Consider the following 17,135-nt stretch of genomic DNA (forward strand, 5'->3'; position numbering starts at 1 on the left):
GCTATATGGCCAAGGAAGATGTTATCGAGGTCGAAGGGGTTGTGAAAGAGCCACTCCCCAATGCGATGTTCAAGGTTGAACTCGAAAACGGCCATGAAGTTCTGGCTCATATTAGCGGCAAAATGCGTATGCACTTCATTCGCATCCTGCCCGGTGACAAGGTCAAACTGGAGATCTCTCCGTATGATCTGGGTCGTGGAAGAATAGTTTACCGCGCAAAGTAAAAGAATAGGGCGGGCACAGCGAAGGATGACGACGCAAATCGTGCCCTAGTCATACGAGAGGGTTCTTGATGAAAGTTAGAGCAAGTGTGAAGCCTATCTGTGATAAGTGCAAGGTCGTTCGTCGTAGTGGCGTGCTGCGCGTGATCTGTGAAGTCAAAAAGCATAAACAGAGACAGGGCTAAGGAGTTAGGGAATGGCACGTATTGCTGGTGTTGACCTTCCTGGTCAAAAAAGAGTTGATATTGCACTGACGAGCATCTACGGCATCGGCCGTCGTTCCGCTGTCGTCATCGCGGAAAAAGCTGGTATCCCTGCGACCAAGAAAGCTGCTGAACTCAGCGCTGAAGAGGTCAACTCCATCCGTAAAGTGATCGACGGTGAAGGCATTCTGGTTGAGGGTGACCTCCGCCGTGAAGTTTCGCTGAATATTAAGCGCCTCATCGACTTGGGCAATTACCGCGGTCTGCGTCATCGTAAAGGCCTTCCTGTTCGCGGTCAGCGTACAAAGACCAACGCGCGTACGCGTAAAGGTCCTCGTAAGACGATTGCTAACAAGAAGAAGTAACCGCGTTAAAAGGAATAGGTTGATATGGCAAAGGCTACTGTCGTTAAAAAGCGCAAGACGAAAAAGAACGTCCCTATGGGGGTCGCTCATATTCAAGCCACCTTTAACAATACTATCGTTACAATCACCGACCTTAACGGTGAAGTGGTGGCTTGGTCGACAGCTGGTGCCAAAGGCTTCAAGGGTTCGCGTAAAAGCACTCCCTTCGCAGCTCAGGTTGCAGCTGAAGAATGTGCCCGCAAAGCCATGGACGCCGGAATGCGTTCCATCTCGGTTTTGGTCAAGGGTCCAGGCTCGGGTCGTGAAAGCGCCGTTCGCGCTTTGTCGGCTGTCGGCCTGAAGGTCAACTTGCTGAAAGATATTACTCCGGTTCCGCATAATGGTTGCAGACCGCCAAAGCGGCGTAGGGTCTGATACGGGGCTGGATGGTCCAAGTCAGCGGCCTGATTTCGAGAAGGCCGTGATATTTCTAGACCAGCAGAAAAATGCTGGTAGAATGACAGTACTGGGCCATCAAAACAGCCGCGTTCATGGGTCGATTTCCGACGATCTCCTCTCATGAAGTCAGGTCTTATTCATCATTAACGGAATCAAGACGGAGAAGCGTTCATGCATCGCAATTGGCAAGACTTGATCACTCCTAATAACGTAGAAATTGCCGCCTTGACCGATACCTATGGCAAGTTTATTGCGAAGCCGCTCGAGCGCGGTTATGGTATCACGCTTGGTAACTCGCTGCGACGCGTGCTTCTCTCAAGCATCAATGGTGCGGCTATCGTTGCCGTCCGTATCGAAGGCGTCGATCACGAGCTGAGTACGATCACGGGCGTCAAGGAAGACGTGACAGATATTATATTGAACCTGAAGCAGGTCAATATTCGTTATTTGGGCGAAAACGACGCCCGCATTACGCTGAAATCCAAAGGCGATGGCGTTCTGCGCGCTGGTGATATTCAAGCCAGCAGCGACGTGGAAATCCTGAACCCTGAGCAGCATATTGCAACAGTCGGTGAAGACGGTTCCTTGTCGATGGAAATGATCGTGCGCCACGGCCGCGGTTATGTCTCGGCTGATGCCAACCGTACGGAATCGATCCCTACGGGTTATATTGTGACTGACTCGATCTTCGCTCCCGTTCGCCGCGTTGCCTACAACGTTTCGAACGCTCGCGTGGGTCAGATGACTGACTACGATAAACTCACGCTGGAAGTTTGGACCAATGCTGCCGTTCGGCCGGATGATGCACTGGCTTACGCTGCAAAGATTCTGAAAGAACAGCTGACGATCTTCATCAACTTTGATGAATCGGAAGAAGTGGAAGCTCGCGGTTCGGAAGAAACCATTGAAGCTCGTCCTCAATTGAACGAAAACCTGTTCAAGACGGTCGACTCGCTGGAACTGTCGGTGCGCGCTGCCAACTGTCTGGAAAACGCCAATATCAAGTATATCGGCGAGCTGGTAACGAAGACAGAGGCTGAGATGCTGAAAACCAAAAACTTTGGTCGTAAGTCGCTCAACGAGATCAAGGACATCCTGGCTGAAATGGGCCTGTCCCTTGGTATGAAGATCGACGGATTTGATCCTTCGATGCTGAGACAAAAAGAAAGCGAAAGCAATTAAAGGTTAAGAGGCTAGTTATGAGACACAAGCACGGCTATCGGAAACTCGGTCGCGATTCAGATCACCGTAGAGCACTTTTGCGGAACCTGGCCACGTCGTTGATCACCCATGAGCGTATTACAACGACTTTGCCAAAAGCCAAAGAACTGCGCCGCGTCGTTGAGAAAATGGTGACTTTGGGTAAGAAGGGCAGCTTGCACCACCGCCGTCAGGCCGGTGCCTACCTCTTCGAAAAAGAAGCTGTTGTGAAAGTCTTCGGCGACCTCGCTACCCGCTTTAAAGACCGCCAAGGCGGTTATGTGCGCATCCTGAAGCGCGGCCTTCGCGTTGGCGACGGCGCTCAGATGGCCCTGATTGAGTTCGTGGACTTCGCCCCTAAAGCGAAAACCGAAGCTCAGTAAGCAAAAGACCCGCCCTTCCCGGCGGGTTTTTTTTCGCCCAAATTCCGACAGCTCACCTGATTGGCCCAGCCTGTGGTAGAATATGCCATATGTACTGGGAGGTGGCCTATGATGTCCTTTCGCAAGCCAGGTCTGTCTTCAACCGTTCTGCTGCTCGCACTTTCAAGCATTTCCTGTCAGAAAATCCAGGGCCTCAAAGATGATATCGACATCAGAAGTTTCTCACGGACCGGAGGCACGGTCTTCGGCGAACCGTTTCAGGTCACGACCAAGCAGCTGCATTTTGATACCGGGGATCTTTTTGGAAAAGATGTGATCCTGGAAGGTGATATCCTGGAGCGGGGCGAGTCAAGCACCCACCTTGTGATGTCTGATCCCGACGGTCGCATCCTGGTGGTTCTGACTTCGGTGGATGAATCCTATCAGATTCTCGGTGAACCTTCGGTCAATCGCGTGAAAATACTGGGACGCCTGGAACGCGGAAAGAAGGGACTCCCATATCTGCTTGCGAAGGCAGTGAGGCCGGGAGTAAAGTCGTCGCAGTAGAGTGGTAGCGACGAAGGCGGAACATGACTTTATTTTTCTACGTGCTGCGGGACTTCATAAAATACGTTGTAGGGACCTTGCTGCTCTGCGTCTTTTTGTTTTTACTGTTCGACTTCATCCATAAGACCACGCGCTACATTCCCCGCTATAACCCGGAAACCGGGCTTTTGATCAAATATTATATTTATTTTCTGCCGAGCCTGATTATTCAGGCTCTGCCGATCGCTTCGCTTCTGGCTTCGGTGATTACGATGGTTCTTCTGAGTCGAACCAACGAAATCACCGCAATGCGGGCTGCCGGCATGGGCCCTTTGCGCGTGGGCCTTCCCATCGTCATCGGTGGACTGGGGCTTTGCGTCGTGGCCGTTTTTCTGGGCGAATATATCCTGCCCCGTTGGGCAGAGCGGATGCATTATGTTCAGGAAGTCCAAATCGAACGTGGGTCGGAAACTCAGATAGCCGAAGGCGCGCGCTGGGTGAAAGATGAGAACGTTCTTTATAATTTCCGTGATTACGATCCCATCACCAATGTGATGACCGGCGTGCGTGTGATCGAGACCGGCGATAACTTTCGACCGAAAAAAAGCCTGGAAGCCCGCCTTGCCACCTATCGCCCGGAAAGCACCGACTGGCTCCTGGAGGATGTTAAAATCCTATATTTCTGGCCCAAGGGCACGCTGTCCTATACCGAGCGGAAGGACGTCATGCCGGTCAGCATTCCCGTCGAGCCGGTGAAGCTTAAAAAAGAGCGTCGCTATCCTAACGAACTTTCTTCCGCCGAACTCATGGACACCATTCGTAAAGGGGCCGCATCAGGCGTTGATATCCTATCGTATCGCGTGGAGCTCCACACCAAGCTGGCCTTTCACCTTGCGCCTTTTGTGGTGTGTTTGATTGGTCTTCGCTTTGGTTATCGCTCCGAGCGAACCATGGAAACGGCGCGCGGTGTTCTGCTCGCTGTGGCCGTGGGAATGAGCTACTGGTTCTTTCTGAATGCCGCCAGAGCCCTGGCCAAGCGTGGGGTTCTGCCGCCCATACCCGCGGCCTGGTCTGCCGATGTCATCCTTCTTGCCTATTCACTGATTAATATTTGGAACCTGCAGCGCAAACGGATATGAAAACCGTGCGATTCGCTTTATCATCGGCGGCCACGAGGCCCTGATCGGTCAGCTCCCGCATGTAGCGGCGCAGAGTGCTGGCAGGAATTCGCGTCATTTCCCTTAGGCCTTCGATGGACCTTGGACCCTGCTGCAAGGCCCGAAGTATCTCTTGCCGACGCTCAAGCTGCAGGTTGGCGGGCATCGGCTCGAAAATCAGAGCCTCCAGATTCAAATGAAGTGTGCCGTGCGACTGCATCACGAGCGGGGCCATGATAAAGCGAAATTGATAGCGCAGACGTGAGACGGCATTGCGAAGTTTCTGCTTCCAGCCTTCCAGCGACGCTGTCTGACGCCACACCAGATCCTGAACATCCTGTGTGGGAAGGGTTTTCTGTGGATGCCGCAGAATCTGCTGCAAAAGACGATTCAAGACCGGATAATGGCCCAGATCAACCTTGTAAACATCGTTGATCATATAAATGCTGTGACCAAGACTCTTCAGACTCGGCGCGAAAAAATAGCGCAAAAGCCGGAGGCTGACAGCGGCCAGTTCCGGAGGTACATGCCTGGGCATACGTCCGCGGGCATGAGCCAGCCACAGGCTGACTATGCGTCGCCGCAGACGGTCCTGCGATAGACGCCGCGCGCGCCGCAGGATTTGAATGCAGTCCTGAAATTCCCCCTGCCGATACTGATGCGCGGCCTGCAGAAGCGCCCCAAAACTCTGCAGTTCGTTATAGGGCATGCTCTGCAAAAGCCTGAGTTCCTGGAACCAAAAATCCATAAGCTCGGGCTCACGACGCAGCGGATGATGATGCAGGATATGCCCCAGGAGCCTTGAACGCGCGCAGGCCGCAAGAAGGCCGTTACCCAGCCTTTCCTGTTGAAACAGCACCTTTTTTAAACCGGGAATGCTTTGTTCCCGCGAAGCCTTTTGAATTTTGGCAATGCCTTCCATGCAGTGCGTAAGCCAAAGCATTTCTGGAACATGATGAAAGAGCGGCGGTTCGGGAACACCGGAATCGGGCAGCTGACTTCGCCACAAAGCAGCGCCCAGTCCCTGTTCCGGGTTTAAGAGATAGGTCGCCACGGCCACCAGCTGGGATTGATCCTCGCTATGAGCAAGCTCATCCAGTGTTTTGCGAAGCTGGTTCTGCAGACGAATCTGATCGAACCAGCGCGCTGAAATACTGGCTATATAAAGGTGGAAGGCCAGCCCATAAACCTCTGCCAAGGGCGTTCCCAGCCAATGAAAGCCTTGACTGCGAAGAAGTCCTATGACCGTGTCATTGTCAAGCTTGCCATTCAGATAACTTACAATAGTGGCTTTCAGTTCGGTTAAACGCTGCCATTCACTCACAGCTCCCGTGCTAGGAAAACAGGCATAGAGCTCCCAGGCCTCGTCCAGCTGCTGCAGGGATGCCAGCCGATCCGCCGCGCGGACCCAGGCCACCTGCATCAGCAGATCCTCGGGAAAGCAGAGGGCCTTCTTCAGATCGTCGGCCACGCGATTCAAATCTTTCCCTGTCTGCAGGCTGAGAGCACGAAAGGCAAGATGCTCCCACTCATCCTTGAATACCCGCTGCCTGAGTCGCATCATACTCCGCTGCCAACCCTCGTAATCCTTGCAGCGTTCACGCGCGTAGCATACGAGCATTTCCTCGCGCGTTGTGAAGCGTTCTGTCTGCTGATCCGCCCAGCGGACGAGGCCACAAAAATCCCAATTGCGCAGTCGAGCTTCAATCTGCTCAAGGCGAGTCCTGTCAGCAAAGGCGGGGCGACGGTCCACACGATAAGGCGCCAAAATTTGGTGGCTCCATAATGTAAATTGCTTAAATAATTGATTTTTATACTGTTTGGAAATGGCTTCTGGATTGTTCGCTCCATCCTAGCGCTTTTCCGCGTGGAAGGCCAATTTACAACTCTTATTGCGCGGGCTTGGAGGTGCAGAAATAGGTCAAAAGAGTTGACTTTCCTGGGGGGACCTGTTAAACGTCGTTCGTTAGATTGTACGCCGTGAACCCAGGCAATACTCCACGCGAGTGACGGGGGGTTCAGCGTACTGCTTCTGCACGTCAGCTCGCAAGTACCAGCGGGCGATCGGCCCTCATGTTGACCCAAATCAATCATGGTTTATATGAATGCCTTGCTCACTGTGATGGTGCGTGCTGGGCTTTTTTATTTGTGGTGTTTGAACTATGAATCGCCAGCAATACGACAAGATTATCGACCTTATTAACCCGAAGGTTGCTCCGCTCGGCTATGAATGTGTCGAGGTTGAGTGGGATGGGACTGAGGAAACGCTTCGCGTCTACATTGACAGGCCGGAAGGCATCAAAATGGAAGACTGCCTGCGCGTCAACGATCTCTTGATCGAATCCAATGAACTCGACGCATTGGTTCCTGGCGATTATCGCCTGGAAATCAGTTCCCCCGGAATTGAACGCCCGCTCCGTACCCGTGAACATTTTTCGCGAGTGATCGGCCAAAAAATAAAGGTGCGTTTGAACGAAAGAACGCAGAACAGAATGGAAGGTGCAGGGAAGCTTCTTGGAATAGACCAGGATGATATCGTATCCTTAGAGTTGCCGGCAGGTGTCTGGAACTTTCCATTCCAAGCGATTCGCAAGGCCAATGTTGTGTTCGAGTGGTGAAAAACACTGAGCATGATGTTGGAACTACGGATCTTTTTTAACTTTTTTGACAACTTCTTGAGAAGGAACGACCGACGATGACTCTAATCGATAGTTCAGAATTAGAATCCGAGCTCCGCAAAGTCATTTCCGGCGTCAGCCGCGACAAAAATCTGGACAAAGCAGTGATCATCGACGCTCTCCAGCAGGCCGTTGTGCATGCCGCACGCCGGACTTTGGGTGCGACGGCCGACCTTGAAGCTCATTATAACGAAGAAACCGACGAAATCGAACTCTACCAGTTCCGTACTGTCGTCGATGATGACGACGTCGCCAACGAGAGTTTGGAAATCGCTTTGTCAGACGCACGGAAACTCGATTCTGAAACCGTCCTGGGTGACGCGATCGGTATTAAAATCGACACCACCAAATTCGGTCGTATCGCAGCGCAGTCGGCGAAACAAATTATCGTACAAAAAGTGCGTGACGCAGAGCGTGCGCAGGTTTTTGATGAATTCAAGGATCGCGTGGGTGAAATCCTCAGCGGTTATGTTCGTCGCTTCGAACGCAACGACATCATCGTGGACCTCGGCCGTACTGAAGCCGTGATTCCCTATAAAGAGCAGGTCCCAACGGAAAAATTCCGCGTGAAAGACCGGATCCAGGCCTATGTGGTCGACGTCAAGCGTTCGAGCCGCGGTCCTCAGATCATCATGTCTCGCGCCCATCCCGGATTTTTGGTGGCTCTCTTCAGTCAGCATGTGACCGAAATCTATGACGGTATCGTGACGATTGAGAGCGCGGCTCGTGATCCTGGCTATCGCTCCAAAATCGCTGTTTATTCCCGTGATTCAGCCGTCGACCCGGTCGGCGCCTGCGTGGGTATGAAGGGTTCGCGCGTTCAAGCCGTTGTGAATGAAATCAACGGTGAGAAGATCGACATCGTGCCCTACGACCATGACCCGGCCCGCCTTGTGTGTAATGCCCTGGCCCCGGCCGTTGTCAGCAAAGTGATCGTGGACGAAGAAAATCACAGCATGGAAGTGATCGTTGCGGACGACCAGCTTTCGCTGGCCATCGGTAAGCGCGGTCAAAACGTACGCCTTGCCGCGCAACTCACCGGCTGGCGCCTCGACATTAAGAGCGAGTCGTCGATCGAAGAGAAGATGGCAGGTGCCAAGTCGAATCTTGTACGGATCGAAGGCCTCGATGACATGATGGCGGATCTCCTCCTTCAGGAAGGCTTTACGACGCCTGCTGAAGTAGCGCAGATGTCGCCACGGACTTTGAACCGTCTTTTGAATATGGATCAAGAACAGGCTCTTGAACTGATTGAACGGGCCAAGCGTGTTGCCAGCAGTACGCCGACACCCAGTCGTCCTGAGCCTAAAAAGCTGGTTCAGGTGGACGATGTCCTGGCAAATTCCTCTGCGTCCCCCGTTACACTTGACAATAAGGCCGAAGACTCTCAAATTAGCGAGCGTGTGAAGGTCTTTTTGGAACTGTCCGGGGTCGGTGAGGCAAGTGCACATGCACTGGCCGAAGGTGGCTACGTCACAATAGGTGACATCGTGGCGGACTCCGTTGAGGAAGTAGCTCAAAAAACGGGATTGTCGATAGGCGTCGCACGCACCATCCAGATGGCTGCCGACCGCTACCTTCAGTCCGAATAAGCAAAGCGAAGGGAAAGCGGTTTAAAAAACGAAACCACTTTTCCCTTTCCATTTGCCATCAATATACTGATTGAATGCTAATGAGATACCTTGGGGGACTCAGAGCGAATGTCCAAAATTCGTGTATACGAATTAGCCCGCGAGCTAAAGATCGAAAGTAAGTTGCTTGTCAACAAGCTGAAGGATATCGGAATCGAGGTCTCCAGCCATCAAAGCACTTTGACAGCTGATCAGATCGTCCGAATCAAACGCGAGTTGAGCGGTGGAGGAGCTGACAAAGCTCCTAAAACAAGCCCTTCTGTTATTCGCCGCCGCAAAGGTCCTGGTGAAGACAGTCAAGCAGCTGCGTCCTCGGACGACGTCGATCATGAGGTGGCGGCTCAAAGCTCTGAAGCCACCTCTTACGAAGAACCAGAAGAAGAAGTCGCTCCTGCTGTTGCTGCTGCGCCTGCGCCTATGCCGGAACCTGAAGAGGAAGTGGCACCGCCTGCTCCAGCCCCCATGCTGGCGCAAGAGGCTGCTCCTGCTGAAGCTGAACCTGAAGTCAGTGAGCCTGAACCTATTCAAACAGCTCCTCAAATCGAACAACCTGCAGCCAGCGCCGCTCCGGCGACTCCCGCTGTTGAAGAGGCTCCCAAACAGGAGGAGCCAGAAACCCCAAGCCCGCGGATGGATGTCCGGCCTCCGGCCCCGACTCCTGCCCCCGTGCGTCAAGAGGCGCGTGCACCCAGCTCTGCGCCTGTCAGCGAAGGACGACCCATGCAGCGCGCCCCAGAGAGTACGACTTCCAACCCTGAAACGGCGAAAATTGTCAGACGTGAGGCGCCACCAGCGCCAGCGCCGGCACCAGCGTCGTCCGCAAGACCGGGTGGTGCGACGATCGTTCGTCGAGCTCCGCCTCCTGAGGAAGAGCAACCGAGACCACGCTCGGCTTCAACAGCCCGCATTATGCCTGTCGGCCGCGGACCAGCTCCTCGGATCGGTGGTGGCGAAGGCGGTGGAAGCGGTGGGAGCGGTATCACCATCGGTCCTCGTATCGGTCAGCGACCGATGGGACAGATCGCCAAAGGGCCCAGTTTGGATTTGCCAGAAGACGGCGGCCTTGGAATTGGGACCAAGACTTGGCGGGATGATGGTTCCAAATCGAAAGAAAAAGATAAAAAACGCTCCTTTGCAAACGTCGAAGGACCGGAAGAAAACGTTCTGAAGAAAGCGCAGAAAGCCAAGCGCGATCAGCTCAACCTCAGAGCTTTGCTCAACCAGGCTGAACCCTTGGATGAGGAAGGCGAAGACATTGAGATTTTGCCGGAAGCTCCGGTCGTTGAAGAAAAGAAGAAAATGATCTACACGCCTCAGTCTTCCGGTCGTCGGAAGGATCTGAAGCGTCGTAAGGATCTGAAAAAGACTCAGCTCACGACACCTCGCGCGTCTTACCGCGTTGTGAAAATGGGTAACGAGATCACGGTCGCCGAGCTGGCCAAGCAACTGTCGGTAAAAGCTGCAGAACTCATTAAAAAGCTGATGTCGCAAGGCATCATGGCAACGATGAACCAGCCGCTCGACTTTGATACGGCCACTCTTTTGGCCTCGGAATATCACTTCGAAGTGAAATCCAACGTGGTGTCGATCGAAGATATTCTGTCGGATAAGAAAAAGGCTCAGGATGATGCAGCCCTGGAAGAGCGTCCGCCGATCGTGACCATCATGGGTCACGTCGACCACGGTAAAACCTCGATCCTGGATGCGATCCGTAAAGCCAAGGTTGCCGCGGGCGAAGCCGGCGGTATCACCCAGCACATCGGTGCTTATACAGTCGAAAAAGACGGTCGCAAGATCGCCTTCCTGGATACCCCGGGTCACGAAGCCTTCTCGGCTATGCGTTCCCGTGGTGCGAAAGTAACCGATATCGTGGTTCTGGTTGTAGCGGCCGACGACGGCGTCATGCCCCAGACCATCGAAGCCATCTCGCATGCTCGTGCGGCGAATGTGCCGATCATTGTTGCCATCAACAAGATCGACAAGCCGAACAAGAACCTCGATCGCGTCTATCGCGAACTCGCGGATCAGGGCATCCAGTCGGAAGAGTGGGGCGGTGAGACACAGTATGTGAAAGTCTCGGCTCTGCAGGGTATCGGCATTGATGACCTCCTGGATGCGATTGTCCTTCAGGCGGAAGTCCTCGAACTCAAATCGCCGATCGACGTCCCAGCTTCGGGTGTTGTGGTGGAAGCCCACCTCGACAAGGGTCGCGGTCCTGTTGCGACGATGATGATTCAAAAAGGTATGGTTCGTGTCGGTGACTATATTGTGGCTGGTACCACACTGGGGCGCGTCCGCGCCATGCACGATCACACAGGCAAGCGCCTGAAAGAAGCCGGTCCTTCGACTCCTGTCGAGATCGTCGGTCTTTCCGAAGTGCCCATGGCCGGTGATCAGTTCGATATCGTGGAAGATGAAAAAACAGCCAAGGATGTTGCCAGCTGGCGTCGTGATCAGGAGATGAATAAATCGCAGAGCCGTTCTTCGGCTGCGACTCTGGATCAGTTGCTCGCGAAAGCCAAGGTCGCCGATGCTTTGGAAGTGCCAGTCATTATTAAAGCTGACACCATGGGTTCGGTGGAAGCGATTGCTGAAGCGGTGATGAAACTCAACACCGATCGCGTTCGCAACCGTATCGTTCACAAGGCTGTGGGCGGTATCAATGAATCGGACATGTCTTTGGCCGCCACCTCGGGCGCTGTGATTATCGGCTTCAACGTACGGGCCGCTCGCGGTCTCGACGATACGGCTGAAAAACAAGGCGTTCTGATCAAGTACTTCAGCATCATCTACGATATCGTCGATGTTCTGAAGTCGATCATGGCTGGTAAGCTGCCTCCGGTGCAGAAAGAGGTCATCCTCGGTCACGCCGAAGTCCGCGCGACGATCAAGGTTCCGAAAATCGGCCTGATCGCTGGTACTTCGATCCTTGATGGTAAAGTCACCAGAAACTCGCTCTTGCGCCTCGTCCGTAACGATGTGGTCATTTACAGCGGTAAGATCGGTTCGCTCCGCCGCTTTAAAGATGACGTCAAAGAAGTTGTGCAAGGTTACGAGTGCGGTATCGGTATCGAAGGCTACTCCGACATTCGCGAAGGCGATGTGATCGAGGCCTTCATTATCGAAGAACACGCACCCGCGCTGTAATAGAAAAACACGTTTATGGAACCCCTGATTCATCAGGGGACAAGGGCTCAGGACGGCCGCCACTAAATGGCTGTTTTTGAGCCTTTTTTGTTAAGGATAGAAGTTATGAGTCTAAGAACAGAACGCATGGCCGATGAAATCAGGGATATCCTGGCTGCCAACTTCCAAGGCGGTCGGATGAACGATCCCCGTCTGGAATTTGTGACCATCACCGCGGTGAAGATCTCGCCGGATCTGCAGGTGGCCACCGTTTATTTCCGCACCTACGATAGCAGTGCGCCCGAGCGGGCCCAGAAGGGTCTGGAATCGGCGACGAACTATCTGCGCAAGCAACTGAAGGTCCTCGATATCCGCCGGGTTCCTGAGCTTCGCTTCATCTATGACAGCACCCTTGAATCAGCTGAACGCATTGAAGGGATATTGCACAAGATCCACGAGGAAGAATGAAGCTGGAGCCGCGCGTGAATCGTCCCCAAGTTCAAGTCCGCAAGATCGTTCCGATTGATGGTCTCCTGCTGGTGTATAAGCCGGCAGGCATGACCTCGAAGGATGTGACCCGTTGGTTTCAGCAGCGCATCGGCAAGGTGAAGATGGGCCACGTCGGGACCCTCGATCCTTTGGCGGAAGGCCTTCTGCCGCTCCTTTTCGGCAAAGCCACACGCATCCAGGACTTCCTCCTCGCCGGGACCAAAGCCTACGAATTTGATGTGGGTTTTGGTGTCGCCACCGATACCCTTGATGCTGATGGACAAGTCGTGGCGCATGCTCCCAAGGAGCATATTACCGAAGAGCAGTTGCATAAGATCTGCGAATCCATGGTCGGCGACTTCATGCAGGTGCCGCCGATGTATTCCGCGATCAAATTCCAGGGCAAACCCCTTTATGAATATGCGCGCCAGGGTAAGGCCGATCAGGTGCCTTTGCAGCTTTTGCGCAAGATCATTCAGATAGAAGAGCTTCAGTGTCTTCGCTTTGTTGATGGCGTGGGAACCTTCCGAATTCGTTGCTCAAAAGGCACTTACGTAAGGGTCGTGGCCAGCCAGATCGCAGAACAGGCGGGCTCTTTAGGGACTATCACCCGCCTTCTGCGACTCGGCAGCGGTGATCTTTCCTGTGACAAAGCTTTTAAGCTGGACGAGCTCGAAAATAATCTGGAGAATCTGAACCAGTTTATCATCCCTATACAGGACATCAACCTGGCAATCCCGAGCTGGCGTGCTCTGGACACCGCGCTGGTCGAGCGTTTGAAGATGGGGCAGGAAATGCACGTGGAAATGAAGGCCTTTGAAGGCGGGCTCACCCATGATGGCGTGCGGCGCGCAACAATTAGATCGCTTGACCACGTGATTTTAATTGATAACAATGGAAAGTCTTTCGGAATAGGTAGCGCTCAGGTGCTCAATACGGGGCGCATAGCGGTTAGAATGAAGAGAGGACTCGCATGAGCTCACAACTCAAGAATTATCTTTTTACGTCGGAATCTGTCAGCGAAGGTCATCCGGACAAAGTCTGTGACCAAATTAGTGATGCAATCCTGGACGCTTTGCTGGCTCAGGACAAATATTCCCGCGTGGCCTGCGAGTCCTTGGTGAAGACCGGCCTCGTTGTTATCGCTGGTGAAATCACGACCAAAGCCGTCGTCGATTACGCTAAAATCGCCCGCGAAACGATTGACGAAATCGGTTACAACCATGGCGCCCTCGGCTTTGATGCCAAGAGCTGCGGCGTGATCCTTTCGATCGAACAGCAGTCGCCCGACATCTCGATGGGCGTGACTGAGGGTGAAGGCCTGCACGCCGAGCAGGGCGCAGGCGACCAGGGTATGATGTTCGGTTATGCTGTGAACGAGACAGCCGAATTCATGCCGGCGACCATCAGCTATGCGCACCAGCTGCTGTCGAACCTTTCCAAGCACCGCCGTAATAAAACCGTTCCGTTCCTGCGTCCGGACGCCAAGTCCCAGGTGACCGCAGAATACCGTGACGGCAAGCTTTCCCGTATTGATGCTGTTGTGGTTTCGACCCAGCATTCCCCTGAAGTCGCGCACAAGGACCTCGAAGCCTTTGTGATCGAGGAAGTGGTGAAGAAAACCATTCCTGCTCACATGCTCGATTCCAAAACCAAATATCATATCAACCCCACGGGCCGCTTTGTTATCGGCGGACCCCAGGGTGACTGCGGTCTGACCGGCCGTAAGATCATCGTTGATAGCTACGGCGGACACGGCGCGCACGGCGGTGGTGCTTTCTCGGGCAAGGACCCCACGAAAGTCGACCGTTCGGCTGCTTATATGGGCCGTTATATCGCAAAAAATATCGTCGCTGCTGGCGCCGCTGACCAGTGTCTGGTTCAGCTGGCTTATGCGATCGGCGTCGCGGAACCTGTCAGCGTTTTTGTGAACACCTACGGCACAGGCAAAGTTTCTGAAGAGAAGCTGGCCAACGTGATCCGCGAAGTGTTCCGCTTGACCCCACGCGGAATCACCGAGAGCCTCGACCTTCTGCGTCCTATCTACAAGAAAACCGCTTCCTATGGCCACTTTGGTCGCGACATCTTCCCCTGGGAACGTCTCGACAAAGTCGACGCCATCAAAGCCTGCTTGAAATAGAGCCCGGACAGGCCCTGCAGAAGCAGGGCCTTTTCGTATCCTCTTTACGATTCCCAAGCGCCCTACCGCCAGTTATAGTGGTGGGTATGAAGCAAAAATTTCAGCGTCAAAAGCAAAGGCTCATCCTGATCAACAGGGACTTTCAGTTCCGTTATACAGGTGCGGCTGTATTGGTAGGTCTTCTCTCCACAGGTCTGACCACGAGTGTGATCCTCTATCCGCTCTTTCAATTCGAAATCCTCCGCATTCCGCGCTTCCTTCCCTGGCCTATCCTGGGTGTGATGGCGATGGCTGCACTTTTGAATATTCTCCTGGTCGGATTTATGGGAATTTTGATAACGCATCGGCTGGCCGGACCCATGTATTCGTTGGTCAGGCAGTTTCGTCGCGTCGAGGAAGGCCGTTGGTACGGCCAGATGAAAATTCGCGACGGTGATGACATGCGTTATGTCGTGCGGAATTTCAACGCCATGGTGGATGCCATCAACAAGCAGACCCAGATGGATTTTGAAAAGCTGCGCCATGTCCGGGAGCTTTTGGTTTCGACGGGAATGAATGAGAGTGAGCGGATCGCCAAGGCCCTGCTTGAACTCAAATCCGTTGATGAAAAAATGCGCGAGCGTTTGCATGCTGAATCCGAGCATGATATCGAAGCCGAAACGGAACCTCCCACCCGTTTGCACTGAACTTCTTTCCTGGATTGACTCATGTATATAGAACGACTGACCGGAACCTTTTGCGCCAGTCTTCCAACCGGCATCATCCTGGACGTGCAGGGTGTCGGTTACGGTCTGGAATTGCCGCTTTCCACCCTCTGCCAGCTGCCCATGGTGGGCTCGAAGATTTCCCTTTGGATCTACACTTACGTGCGCGAGGATGCGATTCGCCTCTTCGGCTTTCGTAGCTATGAAGACCGTCAGGCCTTTGAAATCCTCCTGAGCCTGAGCGGTGTCGGCCCGAAGGTGGCTCTGGCCATTCTCTCGACGCTCACTGTGAATGCCATTGACCTTGCAGTCACCCATGATGAAGTGAAAGTGTTCGAAAGCGTTCCGGGTGTCGGTCCACGCCTTGCGGAAAAAATCATCGTCGATCTTAGGCCCAAACTCGTGAAGCTGAAATCCGCGCACATGATGGATCTGCGCGATAAGCAGACCCGACTCGATTCCGAGGATCTTGATGGGCCCTTGCCTTTGGATCACGATCACAACTGGCGTGAACGCGAAGACATGACCTTTTCGGATCTCTTTTCAGCCTTGGAAAACCTGGGTTACAAAGACAAAACTATAACGCCGCTGCTCGCCAAGCTCAGAAAGGAATCCGCGCACCTCGCATTTCCTGATCTGATGCGACAGGCTCTCAAGCAATTGAGTCAGGGAGCTTTGGGCAACACGGAGCAGAAAAAACGCGAAACCAAGGGCGCCAAAGGCCGCGATCTCGGTCTTGCCGAGAACGAGCCTTTTTAAAGGTTTCGTGAAGGAATCAAAAAGAAATGGATCCTATTCATATTCAGCTGCAGGAACCTGTCCTCCGGCGAACCGAAGAGTTGACACAAGCCACGTTTATGGATATTGACGAGAACCTGGAGCAGCAGCTCAGGCCGCATCGCTTCGTTGACTACCCTGGACAGGAATCGGTTAAACAGAACCTGGAAGTCTATGTGGCCGCCGCGCGCAAACGCGGCAAACCTTTGGACCATATTATTTTGCACGGTCCTCCCGGTCTTGGGAAAACCACGCTTGCAAAAATTGTGGCTCATGAGATGGCTGTTCCTTTTTATCAGACGAGTGGACCCTCGATTGATAAGCCTGGTGACCTGGCCGGTATCCTGGCTGGTGTGGAACCGGGTGGAGTTCTTTTCATTGATGAGATTCACAGGCTGCCGATCACGGTGGAGGAGATTCTCTATTCGGCGATGGAAGACTTCTGCATCGACATCCTTGTGGGGCAAGGACCGACGGCACGCACCGTGCGGATGCCGATCAATCCTTTCACCCTGATTGGTGCGACAACGCGTGTCGCCAGTCTTTCCGCGCCGTTCCTGAGCCGCTTTGGAATTCAGGAGCACCTTGAATTTTATGATGCCGCATCGCTTGCGAAGATTCTGCAGCGCAGCGCTGGCCTTTGGGGTGTGGAACTGGCAGAAGAGGGCGCGTTCGAACTGGCCCGACGTTCCCGTGGTACGCCGCGGATTGCCAACCGACTTTTGCGTCGGGTTCGGGATTTTGCTGACTTTCATGGTGTAGAACGTTTGGATAAGGACATTGTTGATTTAACGCTAACACGCCTTAACATTGACCTTGCTGGCCTTGATCGCATGGATCGCCGTATATTGCGTGTGCTTCAGGAGCGTTACAATGGGGGGCCGGCAGGCATTGAAGCCCTGGCGTCAACGATTGGTGAAGAACGGACAACCATCGAGGATGTGTATGAACCTTTTCTTACGCATCAGGGCTTTATTCGCCGTGGACCGCGTGGCCGCGAGTTGACGCCGCAAGCTTTGATACACCTCGAAGCTGTCAGTCAGTTGGTTTAACCGCGCAGCCAGACTTTGATTGAGCTTGAAGTTTCGCGCCGGCCGT

Annotated in this window: 18 protein-coding genes; 17 read left to right on the plus strand and 1 reads right to left on the minus strand. The window is 53.6% G+C overall.

Annotation, left to right across the window (positions count from 1 at the left end; all coding sequences use genetic code 11):
- Nucleotides 1-5: 5 nt before the first annotated feature.
- The 8 genes from infA (at nt 6) to VFO10_RS19920 (ending at nt 4,474) form a co-directional block, all read left to right on the plus strand.
- Nucleotides 6-224, plus strand: a complete 219-nt coding sequence (gene infA / locus VFO10_RS19885) for a translation initiation factor IF-1 (RefSeq protein WP_141736453.1) — start codon at nt 6-8, stop codon at nt 222-224.
- A gap of 68 nt (nt 225-292) precedes the next feature.
- Nucleotides 293-406 (plus strand): 50S ribosomal protein L36, encoded by a 114-nt coding sequence (rpmJ, locus tag VFO10_RS19890; RefSeq protein ID WP_141736452.1) that lies wholly within the window; start codon nt 293-295, stop codon nt 404-406.
- An 11-nt stretch (nt 407-417) separates the two neighbouring features.
- Complete coding sequence (rpsM, locus tag VFO10_RS19895) at nt 418-789, plus strand: 30S ribosomal protein S13 (protein ID WP_141736451.1); 372 nt, start codon at nt 418-420, stop codon at nt 787-789.
- 24 nt (nt 790-813) lie between these two features.
- The gene (gene rpsK / locus VFO10_RS19900; RefSeq protein ID WP_141736450.1) at nt 814-1,203 is read left to right on the plus strand and encodes a 30S ribosomal protein S11; all 390 of its coding nucleotides are present in this window, start codon (nt 814-816) and stop codon (nt 1,201-1,203) included.
- 195 nt (nt 1,204-1,398) lie between these two features.
- Nucleotides 1,399-2,409 carry a DNA-directed RNA polymerase subunit alpha gene (locus VFO10_RS19905; RefSeq protein WP_325143442.1) on the plus strand — a complete coding sequence of 337 codons (1,011 nt, stop codon included), beginning with the start codon at nt 1,399-1,401 and terminating at the stop codon, nt 2,407-2,409.
- 17 nt (nt 2,410-2,426) lie between these two features.
- Entirely contained in the window at nt 2,427-2,810 is a 384-nt protein-coding gene (gene rplQ / locus VFO10_RS19910; protein ID WP_325143444.1) for a 50S ribosomal protein L17, read from the plus strand.
- Between the two features lie 108 nt (nt 2,811-2,918).
- A complete protein-coding gene (locus VFO10_RS19915; protein WP_325143446.1) occupies nt 2,919-3,356 on the plus strand; it encodes a hypothetical protein in 438 nt (145 codons plus the stop codon).
- A gap of 23 nt (nt 3,357-3,379) precedes the next feature.
- The gene (locus tag VFO10_RS19920; RefSeq protein ID WP_325143448.1) at nt 3,380-4,474 is read left to right on the plus strand and encodes an LptF/LptG family permease; all 1,095 of its coding nucleotides are present in this window, start codon (nt 3,380-3,382) and stop codon (nt 4,472-4,474) included.
- Here VFO10_RS19920 and VFO10_RS19925 read toward each other — a convergent pair.
- Complete coding sequence (locus tag VFO10_RS19925) at nt 4,440-6,260, minus strand: winged helix-turn-helix domain-containing protein (RefSeq protein WP_325143449.1); 1,821 nt, start codon at nt 6,258-6,260, stop codon at nt 4,440-4,442. The two genes, VFO10_RS19920 and VFO10_RS19925, sit on opposite strands and share 35 nt — an antisense overlap.
- Nucleotides 6,261-6,654: 394 nt before the next feature.
- Here VFO10_RS19925 and rimP point away from each other — a divergent pair, with 394 nt between their 5' ends.
- The 9 genes from rimP to ruvB all read left to right on the plus strand — a co-directional run bounded on the left by rimP (nt 6,655) and on the right by ruvB (nt 17,089).
- A complete protein-coding gene (gene rimP, locus VFO10_RS19930; protein WP_325143451.1) occupies nt 6,655-7,110 on the plus strand; it encodes a ribosome maturation factor RimP in 456 nt (151 codons plus the stop codon).
- Nucleotides 7,111-7,187: 77 nt separating this feature from the next.
- The gene (gene nusA / locus VFO10_RS19935; protein WP_325143453.1) at nt 7,188-8,762 is read left to right on the plus strand and encodes a transcription termination factor NusA; all 1,575 of its coding nucleotides are present in this window, start codon (nt 7,188-7,190) and stop codon (nt 8,760-8,762) included.
- Nucleotides 8,763-8,870: 108 nt separating this feature from the next.
- On the plus strand, nt 8,871-11,948 hold the full coding sequence (gene infB / locus VFO10_RS19940) for a translation initiation factor IF-2 (RefSeq protein ID WP_325143455.1): 3,078 nt from the start codon (nt 8,871-8,873) through the stop codon (nt 11,946-11,948).
- 105 nt (nt 11,949-12,053) lie between these two features.
- On the plus strand, nt 12,054-12,395 hold the full coding sequence (rbfA, locus tag VFO10_RS19945; RefSeq protein WP_325143457.1) for a 30S ribosome-binding factor RbfA: 342 nt from the start codon (nt 12,054-12,056) through the stop codon (nt 12,393-12,395).
- A gap of 14 nt (nt 12,396-12,409) precedes the next feature.
- On the plus strand, nt 12,410-13,393 hold the full coding sequence (gene truB / locus VFO10_RS19950) for a tRNA pseudouridine(55) synthase TruB (protein ID WP_325143459.1): 984 nt from the start codon (nt 12,410-12,412) through the stop codon (nt 13,391-13,393).
- Nucleotides 13,390-14,556: a methionine adenosyltransferase gene (gene metK, locus VFO10_RS19955; RefSeq protein WP_325143460.1), complete on the plus strand. Its 1,167-nt coding sequence runs from the start codon at nt 13,390-13,392 to the stop codon at nt 14,554-14,556. Before truB ends, metK begins: the two co-directional genes overlap by 4 nt.
- Before the next feature lie 86 nt (nt 14,557-14,642).
- Nucleotides 14,643-15,242: a hypothetical protein gene (locus VFO10_RS19960; RefSeq protein ID WP_325143462.1), complete on the plus strand. Its 600-nt coding sequence runs from the start codon at nt 14,643-14,645 to the stop codon at nt 15,240-15,242.
- Between the two features lie 21 nt (nt 15,243-15,263).
- A complete protein-coding gene (gene ruvA, locus VFO10_RS19965; RefSeq protein WP_325143464.1) occupies nt 15,264-16,019 on the plus strand; it encodes a Holliday junction branch migration protein RuvA in 756 nt (251 codons plus the stop codon).
- A 98-nt stretch (nt 16,020-16,117) separates the two neighbouring features.
- The gene (ruvB, locus tag VFO10_RS19970) at nt 16,118-17,089 is read left to right on the plus strand and encodes a Holliday junction branch migration DNA helicase RuvB (protein WP_349259379.1); all 972 of its coding nucleotides are present in this window, start codon (nt 16,118-16,120) and stop codon (nt 17,087-17,089) included.
- Nucleotides 17,090-17,135 lie beyond the last annotated feature (46 nt).

It is taken from the genome of Oligoflexus sp. (genome assembly GCF_035712445.1).
Lineage (GTDB): Bacteria > Bdellovibrionota_B > Oligoflexia > Oligoflexales > Oligoflexaceae > Oligoflexus.